The 15212-nt window shown below is 68.0% G+C and carries 14 protein-coding genes and 2 tRNA genes; 6 read left to right on the forward strand and 10 right to left on the reverse strand.

Features of this window, described 5'->3' with window-relative positions; all coding sequences use genetic code 11:
- Positions 1 to 21 precede the first annotated feature (21 nt).
- A complete protein-coding gene (locus C1737_RS11020; RefSeq protein WP_102418203.1) occupies positions 22 to 987 on the reverse strand; it encodes a thiamine-phosphate kinase in 966 nt (321 codons plus the stop codon).
- A 144-nt stretch (positions 988 to 1131) separates the two neighbouring features.
- On the opposite strand from C1737_RS11020, the gene C1737_RS11025 reads away from it, so the two are divergent.
- Positions 1132 to 1704: a DUF3515 domain-containing protein gene (locus C1737_RS11025; protein WP_102418204.1), complete on the forward strand. Its 573-nt coding sequence runs from the start codon at positions 1132 to 1134 to the stop codon at positions 1702 to 1704.
- Between the two features lie 128 nt (positions 1705 to 1832).
- On the opposite strand, the gene C1737_RS11035 is transcribed toward C1737_RS11025, so the two are convergent.
- Positions 1833 to 2945, reverse strand: a complete 1113-nt coding sequence (locus C1737_RS11035; protein ID WP_068092981.1) for a D-alanine--D-alanine ligase family protein — start codon at positions 2943 to 2945, stop codon at positions 1833 to 1835.
- A gap of 79 nt (positions 2946 to 3024) precedes the next feature.
- Positions 3025 to 4056: an NAD(P)H-dependent glycerol-3-phosphate dehydrogenase gene (locus C1737_RS11040; protein WP_067918881.1), complete on the reverse strand. Its 1032-nt coding sequence runs from the start codon at positions 4054 to 4056 to the stop codon at positions 3025 to 3027.
- Positions 4057 to 4165: 109 nt separating this feature from the next.
- Between C1737_RS11040 and cofC the strand changes: the two genes are divergently transcribed.
- From cofC to C1737_RS11055, 3 genes are all read left to right on the forward strand, one after another.
- Positions 4166 to 4819 carry a 2-phospho-L-lactate guanylyltransferase gene (gene cofC, locus C1737_RS11045; protein ID WP_067918882.1) on the forward strand — a complete coding sequence of 218 codons (654 nt, stop codon included), beginning with the start codon at positions 4166 to 4168 and terminating at the stop codon, positions 4817 to 4819.
- Between the two features lie 89 nt (positions 4820 to 4908).
- Entirely contained in the window at positions 4909 to 7101 is a 2193-nt protein-coding gene (locus tag C1737_RS11050; protein ID WP_102418206.1) for an RNA degradosome polyphosphate kinase, read from the forward strand.
- A gap of 84 nt (positions 7102 to 7185) precedes the next feature.
- Positions 7186 to 8127, forward strand: a complete 942-nt coding sequence (locus tag C1737_RS11055) for an NUDIX hydrolase (protein ID WP_067918884.1) — start codon at positions 7186 to 7188, stop codon at positions 8125 to 8127.
- A gap of 69 nt (positions 8128 to 8196) precedes the next feature.
- Here the strand turns inward: C1737_RS11055 and C1737_RS11060 are convergent, their stop codons facing one another.
- The 3 genes from C1737_RS11060 to leuC all read right to left on the reverse strand — a co-directional run bounded on the left by C1737_RS11060 (position 8197) and on the right by leuC (position 11096).
- Positions 8197 to 8835, reverse strand: coding sequence for an HU family DNA-binding protein (locus C1737_RS11060; protein WP_067918885.1), 639 nt, complete (start codon positions 8833 to 8835; stop codon positions 8197 to 8199).
- Positions 8836 to 9047: 212 nt separating this feature from the next.
- Entirely contained in the window at positions 9048 to 9644 is a 597-nt protein-coding gene (gene leuD, locus C1737_RS11065; protein ID WP_068059593.1) for a 3-isopropylmalate dehydratase small subunit, read from the reverse strand.
- Between the two features lie 24 nt (positions 9645 to 9668).
- Entirely contained in the window at positions 9669 to 11096 is a 1428-nt protein-coding gene (gene leuC / locus C1737_RS11070; RefSeq protein ID WP_102418208.1) for a 3-isopropylmalate dehydratase large subunit, read from the reverse strand.
- Positions 11097 to 11183: 87 nt separating this feature from the next.
- Between leuC and C1737_RS11075 the strand changes: the two genes are divergently transcribed.
- Both C1737_RS11075 and C1737_RS11080 read left to right on the forward strand, forming a co-directional pair.
- Positions 11184 to 11885 carry an IclR family transcriptional regulator gene (locus tag C1737_RS11075; RefSeq protein WP_067918887.1) on the forward strand — a complete coding sequence of 234 codons (702 nt, stop codon included), beginning with the start codon at positions 11184 to 11186 and terminating at the stop codon, positions 11883 to 11885.
- A 71-nt stretch (positions 11886 to 11956) separates the two neighbouring features.
- The gene (locus tag C1737_RS11080; protein ID WP_102418210.1) at positions 11957 to 12469 is read left to right on the forward strand and encodes a pyridoxamine 5'-phosphate oxidase family protein; all 513 of its coding nucleotides are present in this window, start codon (positions 11957 to 11959) and stop codon (positions 12467 to 12469) included.
- 7 nt (positions 12470 to 12476) lie between these two features.
- Here the strand turns inward: C1737_RS11080 and C1737_RS11085 are convergent.
- The 4 genes from C1737_RS11085 to C1737_RS11100 form a co-directional block, all read right to left on the reverse strand.
- A tRNA-Glu gene (locus C1737_RS11085) sits at positions 12477 to 12549 on the reverse strand.
- A 72-nt stretch (positions 12550 to 12621) separates the two neighbouring features.
- A tRNA-Gln gene (locus C1737_RS11090) sits at positions 12622 to 12693 on the reverse strand.
- A gap of 165 nt (positions 12694 to 12858) precedes the next feature.
- Entirely contained in the window at positions 12859 to 14328 is a 1470-nt protein-coding gene (gene gltX / locus C1737_RS11095) for a glutamate--tRNA ligase (protein ID WP_102418212.1), read from the reverse strand.
- Positions 14325 to 15122, reverse strand: a complete 798-nt coding sequence (locus C1737_RS11100) for a fumarylacetoacetate hydrolase family protein (RefSeq protein ID WP_068094210.1) — start codon at positions 15120 to 15122, stop codon at positions 14325 to 14327. Before C1737_RS11100 ends, gltX begins: the two co-directional genes overlap by 4 nt.
- Positions 15123 to 15212 lie beyond the last annotated feature (90 nt).

The following is a 15212-nucleotide window of genomic DNA, read 5'->3' on the forward strand; positions in this document are numbered from 1 at the left end:
CACCTTAGTCGTCATATGTCGTCATATGTCGTCATATGACTGCCAGCCCGCGTAGCCGGTCCACTCCTGCCCGTCGACAAGCACTCCGGCCTTCCCCTCGAGAACCCGTCCGATGATTCGCCATCCGGCGGGCGCGGGCCCTGCGAAGCACGCCACCAGGGCATGATCCTCTCCGCCGCCCAGCACCCACGCCCACGGATCGGCGCGCACGGCGGCGGCGGCGGCCGTCAGTGCGTCGTGGTCCGCGCCCAGCGCCGCCGTCGACAGATCCATCGCCACACCCGACGCCTCGGCGACGTGCCGCAGGTCGGCGACCAGGCCGTCGGACACGTCGATCATCGCCTGCGCTCCCCCGGCCGCCGCCGCGACGCCCTGGCCGTAGGGCGGCTGCGGGACCAGATGCCGGCGGCGCAGGGTGTCGAAGCCTTCGATCCCCTTGCCCAACAATGAAAGGCCGGCGGCCGAGCGGCCCAGCTCGCCGGCGACCGCGATCACCGAGCCCGCCCTCGCCCCGGACCGCAGCACCGGGGCGCGGCCGTCCAGGTCGCCGAGCACCGTCACCGAGATCACCCACTGCGGGCAGCTGACCAGGTCGCCGCCGGCGATGCCCGCGCCGATGCGCTGGGCCTCGTCCCACATTCCGCCGACCAGCGCGTCGACGTCGGCCGCCGACGTGTCACCCGGCGCGCCAAAAGCCACCACGAAGGCCGTGGGCCGCGCGCCCATCGCCTCGATGTCGGCGGCGTTCTGGGCGATGGCCTTGCGGCCGACGTCGTGCGGGGTCGACCAGTCCAGCCGAAAGTGCCGGTCCTGCACCAGCATGTCGGTCGACACCGCGACGCGCCGATCCACGGCGTGCACCACGGCCGCGTCGTCACCCGGTCCGACCACCACCGCGGCCGGCTGGCGGCGGCCGCGCACCAGGCGATCGATGACGGTGAACTCACCCAGCTGCTGCAGGGTGGGGTTTGATGGCTCCTCGCCCACGCCACCTCCTTCGGCGCGTCCTCGCCCTGTGCGGGCCTCCGTCCGGTCGCCGACCTGCGGTAAGTTTGATTACTGCCCGCGCGAGCGGCCCGCGCCAGTGTAGAGGCCTGCGATGTCGTGCCAGAGATAGGAGGTGCGCGGGCGGTGACGACCGACGCCGATAGCGTCCCCCGTGACGACGGGGGGCCGCCGCCCGCGGTGATCATCGCCGCGGTCGCCCTCGCCGTCGTGGCGATCGGCGTGGTCCTGGTGATCGCGGCGAACCGCGAGGCGCCGCCCCAACCGGTTGCCGTACCCGCCGCCCCGGCGCCGCGGGCCGACAGCCCCGCGTGCCGGGCGCTGGCCGGGGCGCTGCCGCAGCGGCTCGGCGACTACCAACGCGCGCCCGTCGCGCAACCGGCACCCCAGGGCGCGGCCGCCTGGCGAGCCGGACGGGACAGCGAGCCCGTGGTGCTGCGTTGCGGGCTGGACCGCCCCGGCGAGTTCGTGGTGGGATCTCCGATTCAGATCGTCGACCGGGTGCAGTGGTTCGCCGTGCGCCCCGAACAGCAGTCCGCCGGTGACGCGGGCCGATCCACCTGGTACACCGTGGACCGGCCGGTGTACGTGGCGCTCACACTGCCGTCGGGATCGGGTCCCACGCCCATCCAGCAGCTGTCCGAGGTGATCGACCGCACCATCGCGGCGGTGCCGATCAACCCGGGGCCACCTGGTTGATGGTGGCGACCCGCCGCGCCCGGCTGCGCCGCGCTCGCGATCGCCACGGGTTGATGGTGGCGACCTGGGGGCACCTCCCGCTTGCGGGGGACCGCGCCCGGCTGCGCCGCGCTCGCGATCGCCACGGGTTAGCGCAGGCCGGTGCCGCGGGCCAAGGCCGTTTCGACCATCGTCGCCAACAGGGTGGGATAGTCGACACCACTCGCGGCCCACATCCGCGGGTACATCGAGATCGTGGTGAACCCGGGCATCGTGTTGATCTCGTTGAGCACCGGGCCCTCGTCGGTGAGGAAGAAGTCGACCCGGGCCAGCCCCTGGCAGTCGATGGCCTTGAACGCCCGGATCGCTAATTGCCGGATGGCATCGGCGATGTCGTCATCCACCTTGGCCGGGACGTCCAATTCCGCTGCGTCATCCAGATATTTGGTGGCGAAGTCGTAGAACGAGTCCTCGCGGCCCCGCACCCCGGCCACCCGGATCTCGCCCAGCGTGCTGGCTTCGACTGTGCCATCGGGCATTTCGAGCACGCCGCACTCGACCTCACGGCCGGTGATGGCCGCCTCAACGATCACTTTCGGGTCGTGCCGGCGGGCCACCTCGACGGCCGCGGGCAGGTCCGCCCAGTCGGTCACCCTGGTGACGCCGATCGACGATCCACCGCGGGCGGGTTTGACGAACACCGGCAGACCCAGCCGCTCGCACTCCTCGGGCCGCAGGGCCGACCGCGACGGGCGCAGCACCGCATACGCGCCGACCGGCAACCCCTCGGCGGCGAACAGCTTCTTGGTGAACTCCTTGTCCATGCCCGTCGCGCTGGCCAGCACGCCGGCCCCGACGTAGGGCACCCCGGCCAACTCCAGCAGGCCCTGGATCGTGCCGTCTTCCCCGTACGGACCGTGCAGCACGGGGAACACCACGTCGACGGACGCCAGCACCTCGCCGGCCCCGGAGGACAGGGAGACCAGTTGGCCGCTGCGGCGCGGGTCCGCCGGGAGGGCGAGTTCGGTGCCCGACTGAGCGGTCACCTCCGGCAGCTGCCGGTCGCTGATGGCCAGCGCGGCCGGGTCGCCGTCGGTGAGCACCCAGGACCCTTCCGGGGTGATGCCGATCGCGACCACCTCGAACCGCTGGGGGTCGAGGTTGCGCAGGATGCTGCCCGCGGACACGCACGAGATGGCGTGCTCGTTGCTGCGCCCGCCGAAGACGACGGCGACGCGCACGCGGCTTCCGCTGGCACTCACAACTTAAAGAGGCTACCGGTTGCGCGCGGCTCGGGTCGGACGGCGGGCCGCCAGCTGGGGTTTTGGTGATCGCGCGGAGTCACTCAGGCTTGGTCCTGCGCCCCAGCAGCAGGGCCATCGCCTCGTCCACCGACAGTCCCTTGTGGCAGACCCGGTGTACGGCGTCGGTCAGGGGCATCTCCACGTCGTAACTGGAGGCGAGCGCCAGCACCGACTCGCACGATGTCACGCCCTCGACGACGTGCCCGTCGCGGGCCTGCATCGCCGACTCCATGGTCCCCCCGCGACCCAGGCGTTGGCCGAACGACCGATTGCGCGAATAGGGCGAGGTGCACGTCGCGACCAGGTCACCCACGCCGGCCAGCCCGGCCAGCGTGGCACCCTTGGCGCCGAGCGCGATGCCCAGCCGCATGATCTCCGCCAGACCGCGGGTGATGATCGCCGCCGCGGTGTTTTCCCCCAGCCCGACACCGGCCGCCATGCCGCAGGCGAGCGCGATGACGTTCTTGCACGCCCCACCGATCTCGGTGCCGACGACATCACTATTGGTGTAAGGGCGGAAGTACCCGGTGTTCAGCATGCGCTGCAGGGCGACGGCGCGGCCGGAGTCGCTGCACGCGACCACGGTGGCGGCGGGTTGGCATTCGGCGATCTCGCTGGCCAGGTTGGGCCCCGAAATCACCGCGACCTGAGCCGGGTCGACGCCCGTCACCGACACGATGACCTGACTCATCCGCATCAGGGTGCCCAGCTCGATGCCCTTGGCCAGGCTGACCAGGGTGGCCCCCAGGGGTAGCACCGGCACCCACGTTTCGAGATTGGCGCGCATCGTCTGCGCGGGCACCGCCAACAGCACCGTCGAGGCGCCGTCGAGCGCATCCGCCGCGTCGGTGGTGGCGCGGACGCCCGCCGGCAGCACCGTGCCGGGCAGATAGTCGGGGTTGGACCGGGTGGCGTTGATCCGGTCGGCGACGTCGGATCGACGGGCCCACAGGGTGACCGCTGCGCCCGGCCCGCCGGCCTCCACGAGCACCTTGGCCAGTGCGGTGCCCCACGCCCCGGCACCCATGACCGCAACGCCGCCCGTCGAACTAACAGGTGTGCCGGCCATCCACCACCCCCGTGTGTCGTCTCCAGCGTGTTGCAGCCGCTACACCCTAGATCAGCGGCGGACCAGCCGTCACGCGAGCCAGCGCGGCTCGCTGGCAGGATGGCATGTCATGAGCGGCACACGAGCCGACGGCACGGGAAAAGACATCGCCTTGATCATCGCCGTCAAACGGTTGGCGGCGGCCAAGACCAGGCTGGCCCCTGTGTTCTCGGCGCGCACGCGGGAGAGCGTGGTGTTGGCCATGTTGATCGACACGCTGACCGCCGCGCGACGCGTCGACTCACTCGGTTCGATCAGTGTGATCACGCCCGACGAGGCCGCGGCCGCGGCGGCGACCGAGCTGGGCGCGGACGTGCTGGCCGACCCGACGCCCCAGGGGCACGGTGACCCGCTGAACAACGCCATCGCCACCGCAGAGCGGACCGTGGCCGCTTCATTTCCGAACGTCGTTGTGCTGCAAGGGGATTTGCCGGCACTGCAGACACAGGAGCTGGCCGAGGCGATCGCCGCCGCCCGCCATCACCGGCGCAGCTTTGTCGCCGACCGGCTGGCGACGGGGACCGCCGCCCTCTTCGCGTTCGGCGCCCCACTCGATCCGCAATTCGGAGCCGATTCGTCGGCGCGGCACCGACGTTCGGGAGCGATCGAATTGACCGGCGCGTGGCCGGGCCTGCGCTGCGACGTCGACACCCCCGACGACCTCGCCGCCGCCCGCCGGCTCGGGGTGGGGGCGGCGACCGCCCGGGCACTCGCGCACCAGTGACCTCGACCGCGCCACGGCCCACCTGTCCGCGGGGTGAACGTCGCCCCAACGGCGAATGGATGTCCGTCGAGCGCTAGCAGCATCGGCGCGTGATGAGCAATGATCGCAGGGTGACTGAAATCGAAGCTGAGGCGCGCCCCGACGAGAACTTGTGGCATCACGGCGACTCGGCCGTGACTGCGCCGCCCGCCACCACGCCGGCCTCGCTCACCGACCTGCCCGAGGACCGCTACCTCAACCGGGAACTGAGCTGGCTTGACTTCAACGCCCGCGTGCTGGCGCTCGCCGCCGACAGCTCGCTGCCCCTGTTGGAGCGAGCCAAGTTCCTGGCGATCTTCGCCTCCAACCTCGACGAGTTCTACATGGTGCGGGTCGCCGGCCTCAAGCGCCGCGACGAGATGGGATTGTCGGTGCGCTCCGCCGACGGCCTGACCCCGCGTGAGCAACTGGCCCTCATCGGCGAGCAGACACAGCGAATCGCGACCCGGCACGCGCGGGTGTTCCTCGATTCCGTCCGCCCGGCGCTCGCCGAGGAAGGCATACATATAGTCACGTGGGCCGATTTGGATCAGGGTGAGCGCGACGAACTGTCGACGTACTTCCACGAACAGGTCTTTCCCGTTCTCACCCCGCTCGCCGTCGATCCCGCTCACCCCTTCCCCTTCGTCAGCGGGTTGAGCCTGAATCTCGCGGTCATGGTGCGCCAGCCCGAGGACGGCGGCCAGCACTTCGCGCGGGTGAAGGTACCCAACAACGTGGATCGGTTCGTCGAACTGGCGGTGCGCGATGCCGCCGACGATGCCGACGGGCACCCCATAATCCGCTACCTGCCAATGGAAGAGCTGATCGCGGCCTTCCTACCGGTGTTGTTCCCGGGGATGGAGATCGTTCAGCATCACGCCTTCCGCATCACCCGCAACGCGGACTACGAGGTCGAAGAGGACCGCGACGAAGACCTGCTGCAAGCACTGGAACGGGAGTTGGCACGCAGGCGGTTCGGGTCGCCGGTGCGACTCGAGATCGCCAACGACATGACCGAGAGCATGTTGGAACTCCTGCTGCGCGAGCTCGACGTCAACCCGGGCGACGTCATCGAGGTGCCCGGCCTGCTCGATCTGTCGTCGTTGTGGCAGATCTACAGCGTCGACCGGCCGGGGCTCAAAGACCCTGCATTCGTCCCGGCGACCAGCCCCGCGTTCGTCGACCGCGAGACGCCCAGGAGCATTTTTGCAACGCTGCGCGAAGGCGATGTGCTGCTTCATCATCCGTACGAGTCGTTCTCCACCAGCGTCCAGCGATTCATCGAGCAGGCCGCCGCCGACCCTAACGTGCTGGCGATCAAACAGACGCTGTACCGCACCTCCGGTGACTCGCCGATCGTTCGGGCGCTCATCAACGCCGCCGAGGCCGGCAAGCAGGTGGTGGCGCTCGTGGAGATCAAGGCCCGCTTCGACGAGCAGGCCAACATCCGCTGGGCGCGCGAGCTGGAGCAGGCGGGCGTGCACGTCGTCTACGGATACGTCGGGCTCAAGACGCACTGCAAGACCTGCCTGGTGGTTCGCCGCGAAGGTTCGGCGATCCGTCGTTACTGCCACATCGGAACCGGCAATTACAACGGCAAGACGGCGCGACTGTACGAGGACGTCGGTCTGCTGACGGCCTCCCCGGAGATCGGGGCGGATCTGACGGATCTGTTCAATTCGCTGACGGGCTATTCGCGCAAGGTCTCCTACCGCAACCTTCTGGTCGCCCCGCACAGCATCCGCACCGGCATCATCGAGCGCGTCGAGCGCGAGATCGCCGCCCACCGCGAACACGGCGGCGGCCGCATCCGGATGAAGATGAACGCGCTCGTCGACGAGCAGGTGATCGACGCGCTGTATCGCGCGTCGATGGCCGATGTACGGGTGGAGGTGGTGGTGCGCGGGATCTGCGCGCTGCGCCCCGGCGCCGAAGGGTTCTCGGAGAACATTGCCGTCCGCTCCATCCTCGGCCGATTCCTGGAGCATTCCCGCATCATGCATTTCCATCGCATCAACGAGTTCTGGATCGGCAGCGCGGACATGATGCACCGCAACCTCGACCGGCGCGTCGAGGCGCTCGTTCAGGTCAAGGACCCGAGGCTGACCTCGTACCTGGACGATTTGTTCGAGTCCGCGCTGGATCCGTCCACCCGGTGCTGGGAGCTGGGACCCGACGGGCAGTGGATCGCGTCGCCGCAGGACGGCCACAGCGTACGCGACCACCAAGTGTCGTTGATGGAGCGGCACCGCACTCCGTAACCTTCTGCGTGGTGAATTACGGTTGTTTTCCGGCCGCACCGCGATACGCGCTCGGCCCGACCGAATTGACCTGCAGGAGTTGAGTTGCCGACCAAGAGTTCGTCCACCGCTCGGCGTTCGGGAAGCCGCATCGTGTACGCCGCCGGAGCGGTCTTGTGGCGGCCGACTGACTCGTCCAACCCCGGCCTCGAGATCGCGGTGATCCACCGTCCCCGCTACGACGACTGGTCACTGCCCAAGGGCAAAGTGGACCCGGGCGAGACGGCGCCCGTCGCCGCGGTCCGCGAAGTGTGCGAGGAGACGGGCCAGCACGGCGTGCTGGGCAGGCGGCTGGACATGGTGAGCTACCCGATCGAGGCGGGCGTCAAGAAGGTCTACTACTGGGCGGCGCGCAGCACCGGCGGCGACTTCACCCCCGGTAACGAGGTTGACGAATTGGTGTGGGTGCCGGTGCCGGACGCCCTGAACATGCTCACCTATTCGCATGATCGAAAAATGTTGCGCCACTTCATGAAACATCCGGCTGACACGCATACCGTGCTCGTGGTCCGGCACGGCACCGCCGGCCGGAAATCGCGCTTCAAGGGCGACGACACCCAGCGGCCGCTGGACAAGCGGGGCCGTGCGCAAGCCGAGGCGCTGGTTCCGCAGCTGCTGGCCTTCGGCGCCACCGACGTGTACGCGGCCGACCGCCTGCGCTGCCACCAGACGGTGGAACCGCTCGCCGCGGAATTGGGCGTCGCCGTACACAACGAGCCCGCCCTCACCGAGGAGGCCTACGCCAAGAGTCCCAAACGCGCCCGCAACCGGATGCTGGCCATCGCCGAGCAGCAAGGGACGCCGGTCATTTGCACACAAGGCAAGGTGATCCCGGACCTGATCGCCTGGTGGTGCGCGCGGGACGGGGTGCGCCCCGACAAGTCGCGCAACCACAAGGGCAGCGCCTGGGTGCTGTCACTGTCGGGCGGTCGACTGGTGGCAGCCGATCACATCGGCGGGGCGCTGGCCGCCAACGTGCGGGCATAACACGCAAATACCCTTCGGGCGCATCGCTGCCACCCGAAGGGTATTCGCGTCTAGAGCGTGACTGTTGACTTAACGGCGACCGCGGCGCGCGGTGGCCTTCTTGGCCGGAGCCTTGCTGGCCGGCCTCTTTGCCGCAGCCTTCTTGGCGGGAGCCTTGGTGGCGGCCTTCTTCGCCACGACCTTCTTGGCCGGGGCCTTGGTCGCCGCCTTCTTGACCGGAGCCTTGGTCGCGGCCTTCTTGGCCGGAGCCTTGGTTGCGGCCTTCTTGACCGGAGCCTTGGTCGCCGCCTTCTTGACCGGAGCCTTCTTGGCAGGAGCGGCCTTCTTCGCCGCGGCCTTCTTGGCGGGAGCCTTCTTCGCCGCGGTCTTCTTGGCCGCGCCGCTTGCCACTACACCACGCTTCACTGCAGGTCCTTCCGACGGGAGACGCTGTGCGCCAGAGACAACCGCTTTGAATTGAGCACCGGGCCGGAACGCCGGGACGGAGGTCGGCTTCACCTTCACCGTCTCGCCGGTACGCGGGTTGCGGGCCACCCGGGCCGCGCGACGCCGTTGCTCGAACACACCGAACCCGGTGATCGTCACACTGTCGCCCTTGTGCACCGCACGCACAATGGTGTCGACGACGTTCTCGACGGCGGCGGTCGCCTGCCGACGGTCGGTGTTCAATTTCTGTGTGAGCACATCAATGAGCTCTGCCTTATTCATCCAATCCCTCCGACGCTAGTGGTCCTCGATTTGAACCGACTAGAGCACACGGTAAACCCTCACCCAGCAAATTTCCAAGAGCCACGCGCAATTTCAGGGTCGGACAATCGGCGGTTTCGCAATCCGGTTGCCGCCCTTGACCGGTGGGAGCACTTGGAAATCGGGCCGGTTTAGTTAGGTGAGCGAGAAGAAATTCCGCCCTTCTCGACCGTTCAGGAGGCGGGCAGAGTGCGCGGTTTCCACTGCGGATAGGCGGCCTCGTATGACTCGATTTTGTCGAGTTTCCGCAGCGTAAGGGCTATATCGTCGAGTCCTTCGAGGAGTCGCCAGGCCGTGTGGTCGTCAATCTTGAACGGCAACACCGTCGTTCCCGCGGTGATATTTCGATCTTGAAGATTGGCAGTGATTTCCAGTCCCGGGCTCTGCTCGATGAGCTTCCAAAGCAGTTCCACGCCGTCTTGGGAGACTTCGGCCGCCAAGAGCCCGGCCTTGCCGGCGTTGCCCCGGAAGATGTCACCGAATCGAGACGAGATGACCACCCGGAACCCGTAGTCCATCAGCGCCCACACGGCGTGCTCGCGCGACGAGCCGGTGCCGAAATCGGGCCCGGCGACCAGGACCGACCCCCGGTCAAAGGGACTGAGGTTGAGGATGAATGACGGATCCGAGCGCCAGCTGGCGAACAGCCCGTCCTCGAAACCGGTTCGTGTGACGCGCTTCAAATACACCGCGGGAATGATCTGATCGGTGTCGACATTGGACCGCCGCAACGGCACACCGATACCGGTGTGGGTGTGAAATGCTTCCATGGTCATCCGTTCTTCTCGATTACGTCAGTTCAAATCGGCCGGGGCGGACAATGTGCCGCGAACTGCGGTCGCGGCGGCAACGGCCGGAGACACCAAATGCGTCCGGCCGCCCTTGCCCTGGCGCCCTTCGAAGTTGCGGTTGGAGGTCGCCGCGCAACGCTCCCCCGGCGCCAGCTGGTCCGGATTCATCCCCAGACACATCGAGCAGCCCGCCTGTCGCCATTCGGCACCCGCGGCGGTGAAAACCTCGCCCAGCCCTTCGGCTTCGGCCTGGGCGCGTACCCGCATGGACCCGGGCACCACGAGCATCCGCACCCCGGGAGCCAGCTTGCGGCCGCGCAGCACGTCGGCGACCACCCGCAGGTCTTCAATACGACCGTTGGTACAAGAGCCCACGAACACGGTGTCGACCGCGATGTCACGCATCGGAGTGCCCGGACGAAGGTCCATGTAAGCCAACGCTTTCTCGGCGGCCTGTCGCTCGGCGTCGCCCGTCATCAGCTCCGGGTCAGGCACGGCCCCGGCCAGCGGCACGCCCTGCCCGGGGTTGGTGCCCCAGGTCACGAACGGGCTCAGCGATGCCGCGTCGAGGTGGACCTCGGTGTCGAAGGCGGCGCCGGGGTCGGTGTGCAGCTGCTGCCAATAGCGCATCGCCGCGTCCCATTGCGCACCCTGCGGCGCGTGCGGCTTGTCGCGAAGGAATTCGTAGGTGGTCGCGTCCGGCGCCACCATGCCAGCCCGGGCGCCGGCCTCGATGCTCATGTTGCAGATCGTCATCCGGCCTTCCATCGACAGCGATTCGATGGCGCTGCCGCGGTATTCGATGACGTGCCCCTGCCCACCACCGGTGCCGATCTTGGCGATCAAGGCGAGAATGATGTCCTTGGCCGTCACGCCGGCGGGCAGTTCGCCGTCGAGATTGACCGCCATGGTCTTGAACGGCCGCAGCGGCAACGTCTGGGTCGCCAGCACATGCTCGACCTCCGAGGTGCCGATGCCCATCGCCAGTGCGCCGAACGCACCGTGCGTCGACGTGTGACTATCACCACAGACGATCGTCATTCCCGGTTGGGTGAGGCCCAATTGCGGCCCGACGACATGCACGATGCCCTGCTCGATGTCGCCCATCGGGTAGAGCCGAACACCGAATTCGGCGCAGTTGCGGCGCAACGTCTCGACCTGGGTGCGCGACACCGGGTCGGCGATCGGCTTGTCGATGTCGATGGTGGGCACGTTGTGATCCTCGGTGGCCAGCGTCAGATCGGGCCGCCGCACCGCTCGTCCGGCCAGGCGTAGCCCGTCGAAAGCCTGTGGGCTGGTGACCTCGTGCACCAGATGCAGGTCGATGTAGATCAGGTCGGGCGCCCCTCCTTGTTCCGGAGCGCTCCCTTTATCCACAACGTGGTCGTCCCACACCTTTTCGGCCAGGGTGCGCGGCTTGCCGGATCCCATCTGAAATTCGCCTCGATTCCCCTCAAGCGCGGCTCGCGGATCGACCATGGGCTGTGATCTCAGAATGCGAGACGCTAGTATCTCCTTGTGAGACAGCATAGCGGCATCGGGGTTCTCGACAAAGCCGTCGGCATCCTGCACACGATCGCCCAATCCCCCTGCGGGTTGGCCGAACTGTGCGAGCGGACCGGATTGCCCAGGGCCACCGCGTACCGGTTGGCCGCCGCGCTGGAAGTCCATCGCCTGCTGGCGCGTGACGACGAGGGGCGCTGGCGACTCGGCCCGGCCGTCACCGAGCTCGCCGCCCATGTCAACGACCCGCTGCTGGCCGCCAGCGCGGGGGTGCTTCCCCTGCTCCGCGAGACCACCGGGGAGAGCGTGCAGCTGTACCGCCGCGAGGGCACCACACGGGTCTGCGTGGCGGCCCTGGAACCCGCTGCGGGCCTTCGCGATACGGTCCCGGTCGGGGCGCGCTTGCCGATGACGGCGGGCTCGGGCGCCAAGGTGCTGCTGGCCCACAGCGACGTTGCGACGCAAAAGGCGGTGCTGCCGTCGGCGAAGTTCACCGAGCGCACGCTGGCCGAAGTGCGCCGCCGTGGCTGGGCGCAAAGCGTGGCCGAGCGAGAGCCCGGGGTGGCGAGCGTGTCGGTTCCCGTGCGCGACGGCCGCGGAGCCGTCGTCGCCGCGATCTCGGTGTCGGGACCCGTCGACCGGATCGGCCGGCGTCCGGGGGCGCGCTGGGCCGCGGACCTGATTTCCGCGGCCGAGGCGCTCACCCGCCGGCTCTGAAACGTCGCGCGCGAGAAGCGTCTCGGCGACCAGCGCGCAACGTCGCCGGGCGGCCTGACAGACTGACCGCCATGGGAACCAATCAGCGCGCGAGCATCGTCATGTCGGAAGACGAGATCGCCGACTTCGTCGTCAAGAGCCGCACCGGGACGCTGGCCACCATCGGCCCCGACGGCCAGCCGCATCTGACCGCGATGTGGTACGCCGTCGTGGACGGCGAGATCTGGCTCGAGACCAAGGTCAAGTCGCAGAAGGCGGTCAACCTCAAACGCGATCCGCGGGTGAGCTTCCTGGTCGAGGACGGCGACACCTACGACACGTTGCGCGGAGTGTCATTCGAAGGCGTCGCGGAGATCGTCGATGATCCCGACGTCTCGCACCGGGTCGGCGTCAGCGTGTTCGAGCGCTACACCGGCCCGTACAGCGACGAGATGAAGCCCTTCGTCGAGCAGATGATGAACAAACGCGTCTGCGTGCGTATCGTCGCGCGGCGCGCCCGCTCGTGGGACCATCGCAAACTCGGGCTGCCGGCGATGCCGGTGGGTGGCTCCACGGCCCCGGCCGTGCTGGGGACCGGTCAATAGTTGTTTGTAGCCCCGATGGGATTCGAACCCACGCTACCGCCGTGAGAGGGCGGCGTCCTAGGCCGCTAGACGACGGGGCCAGACACGATCCGGAGTGCCAGCATAGCTCACACTCAGAAGCCCACCTAATCGCTTGAGGTGGTGACGTTTTGCTGGGGTACCAGGACTCGAACCTAGAATGGCTGAACCAGAATCAGCTGTGTTGCCAATTACACCATACCCCATCGGCTGCCTAAAACCGCTGGTCAACGCCCACTCCGAGCCATATCGCTCCGCTCGGAAGACCGCCGCCGCCAGCCGTTGTCGGCTTTGTGAGCCGCAGTGCAGACTACCAAAGACTCGGCACACAATCCGCACGCGAGGTCCGCGAGGCCTTAAGCGGCCCCCGCCTATCCGCCGACTGCTTCCCGCGCGGCGCGTAACCGCAGCAGGCTGCGGTCACGGCCCAGCAGCTCCAGTGATTCGAACAGCGGCGGGCTGATCGTCGTTCCCGTGGCGGCAACCCTGATCGGACCGAACGCCTTGCGTGGTTTGAGGCCCAGATTTTCGATGAGCGCGGCCTTGAGGGCGGACTCGATGTGCGCCGTGGTCCAGTCCGTGGCGCCCTCCAGCGCGGCAAGCGCGGCGTCGAGCACCGCGGCCGCGTCCGCGCCGAGCTCCTTGGCCGCGGCCTTGGGGTCGATGGCGTATTCGTCGTCGTTGAGGAACTTCAGCAGGTCCCACGCGTCTGCGAGCACGACGATGCGGGACTGCACCAGGTCGGCGGCGATGGCGAAGGCGGCGTCATCCAACCCGAGCCGATGGCCGTGGGCGTCGAAGTAGTCGCGCAGCCGACCCGCGAAATCCGCCGGCTCGAGCATCCGGATGTGCTCGGCGTTGAGCGCGTCGGCCTTCTTCTGGTCGAACCGCGCCGGGTTGGAATTGACGTCGACGACGTCGAAGGCGGCCACCATCTCGTCGAGGCTGAACAGGTCACGGTCGTCGGCGATGGCCCAACCCAGCAACGCAAGGTAATTGAGCAACCCTTCGGGGATGAAGCCCCGGTCGCGGTGGGCGAACAGATTCGACTGCGGGTCGCGCTTGGAGAGCTTCTTGGTGCCCTCTCCCAATACCGTTGGCAGGTGGGCGAACTCCGGGACGCGGTCGGCGACGCCGACCCGGATCAGCGACTGGTACAGCGCGATCTGTCGCGGCGTCGAGGGCAGCAGGTCCTCGCCACGCAGCACGTGGGTGATCTTCATCAGCGCGTCGTCACACGGGTTGACCAAGGTGTACAACGGATCTCCGTTGGCGCGGGTCAGCGCGAAGTCCGGCACGCTGCCCGCGGCGAAGGTGGTGGTCCCGCGCACCAGGTCGTCCCAGGCGAGGTCCTCGTCGGGCATCCGCAGCCGCACCACCGGCTTGCGGCCCTCGGCCAGGAACGCGGCGCGCTGGGCATCGGTCAAGTGCCGGTCGAAGTTGTCGTACCCCAGTTTGGGATTGCGGCCCGCCGCGATGTGGCGCGCCTCAACCTCTTCCGGCGTGGAGAACGCATAGTAGGCCTCACCGGCTTCGAGCAATTGGGCCACCACGTCGCGGTAGATCTCCTTGCGCTGCGACTGCCGGTAGGGGCCGTAGGGTCCGCCGACCTCGGGGCCCTCGTCCCAGTCGAGGCCGAGCCAGCGCAGCGCGTCGAGCAGGGCCAGATAGCTTTCCTCGCTGTCGCGTTCGGCGTCGGTGTCCTCGATGCGAAAGACGAAGGTGCCCCCGGTGTGCCGGGCATAGGCCCAGTTGAACAGCGCGGTGCGGACCATGCCGACATGCGGGGTGCCCGTGGGCGACGGGCAGAACCTGACGCGGACTTTCGTTTCGGCTGTCACGGCTTTCCCTTACGGAGCACGGGATTGGTGAGCGTTCCGATCCCTTCGATGGTGATGGAGACGGTGTCGCCATGCTCGATCGGACCGACTCCTGCGGGCGTCCCGGTGAGGATGAGGTCGCCGGGCAGCAGGGTCATCACGGCCGAGATCCATTCGACGATCGCGCCGACGTCGTGGATCATCAGCGAGGTCCGGCTGTGTTGCTTCACTTCGCCGTTGACCTCGGTTCGTATCTCGAGATCCGACGGGTCGACGTCGGTGACGATCCACGGCCCCACCGGGCAGAAGGTGTCGTGCCCTTTGGCGCGGGTCCATTGGCCATCGGACTTCTGTTGGTCGCGCGCGGACACGTCGTTCCCGATGGTGTAACCGAGAATGCTGTCCGCGGCCTGAGCGGCGGAGACATCCTTGCAGGGCCGCCCGATGACGGCAGCCAGCTCCCCCTCGAAATGCACCGGTGATGCGTTGGCGGGCAAGCGAATCGGCACGTTCGGGCCGATGATGGCCGTGTTGGGCTTGAGAAAGATGATCGGATCCGGCGCCGCCGGCCCGGTGAGTTCGGCCATTTCCGCGATGTGATCGGTGTAATTCTTGCCGATGCAGACCACCTTGCTGGCCAGTATCGGGGCCAGCAGCCGCACATCGGGCAGCGGCCATGACCGGCCGGTGAAGTTCGGCGTGCCGAAGGGATGCTCGGCGATCTCGCGGGCGACCATCGCGGCGGGATCGGCGAGGTCGCCCTCGATGCTGACGAAGGCGACACCGTCCGGGCTGGCGATTCGACCAAGGCGCATTTCGTTGAGCCTACTGATGGCCGGTCGGGTCATCGCATCGGCAGCGGCCCCGCGAACATCACCAGCGGTTTCCGGCGAATATGCGAGCAT

Source organism: Mycobacterium sp. 4858 (assembly GCF_900240975.1).
Lineage (GTDB): Bacteria > Actinomycetota > Actinomycetes > Mycobacteriales > Mycobacteriaceae > Mycobacterium.

Bases quoted from the DNA above. Each gene is read 5' to 3' on its own strand.
- C1737_RS11040 (WP_067918881.1), bottom strand. From the start codon at position 4,056: ATGGCCGGCACACCTGTTAGTTCGACGGGCGGCGTTGCGGTCATGGGT.
- cofC (WP_067918882.1), top strand. From the start codon at position 4,166: ATGAGCGGCACACGAGCCGACGGCACGGGAAAAGACATCGCCTTGATC.
- C1737_RS11060 (WP_067918885.1), bottom strand. From the start codon at position 8,835: ATGAATAAGGCAGAGCTCATTGATGTGCTCACACAGAAATTGAACACC.
- leuD (WP_068059593.1), bottom strand. From the start codon at position 9,644: ATGGAAGCATTTCACACCCACACCGGTATCGGTGTGCCGTTGCGGCGG.
- leuC (WP_102418208.1), bottom strand. From the start codon at position 11,096: ATGGGATCCGGCAAGCCGCGCACCCTGGCCGAAAAGGTGTGGGACGAC.
- C1737_RS11080 (WP_102418210.1), top strand. From the start codon at position 11,957: ATGGGAACCAATCAGCGCGCGAGCATCGTCATGTCGGAAGACGAGATC.
- C1737_RS11100 (WP_068094210.1), bottom strand. From the start codon at position 15,122: ATGCGCCTTGGTCGAATCGCCAGCCCGGACGGTGTCGCCTTCGTCAGC.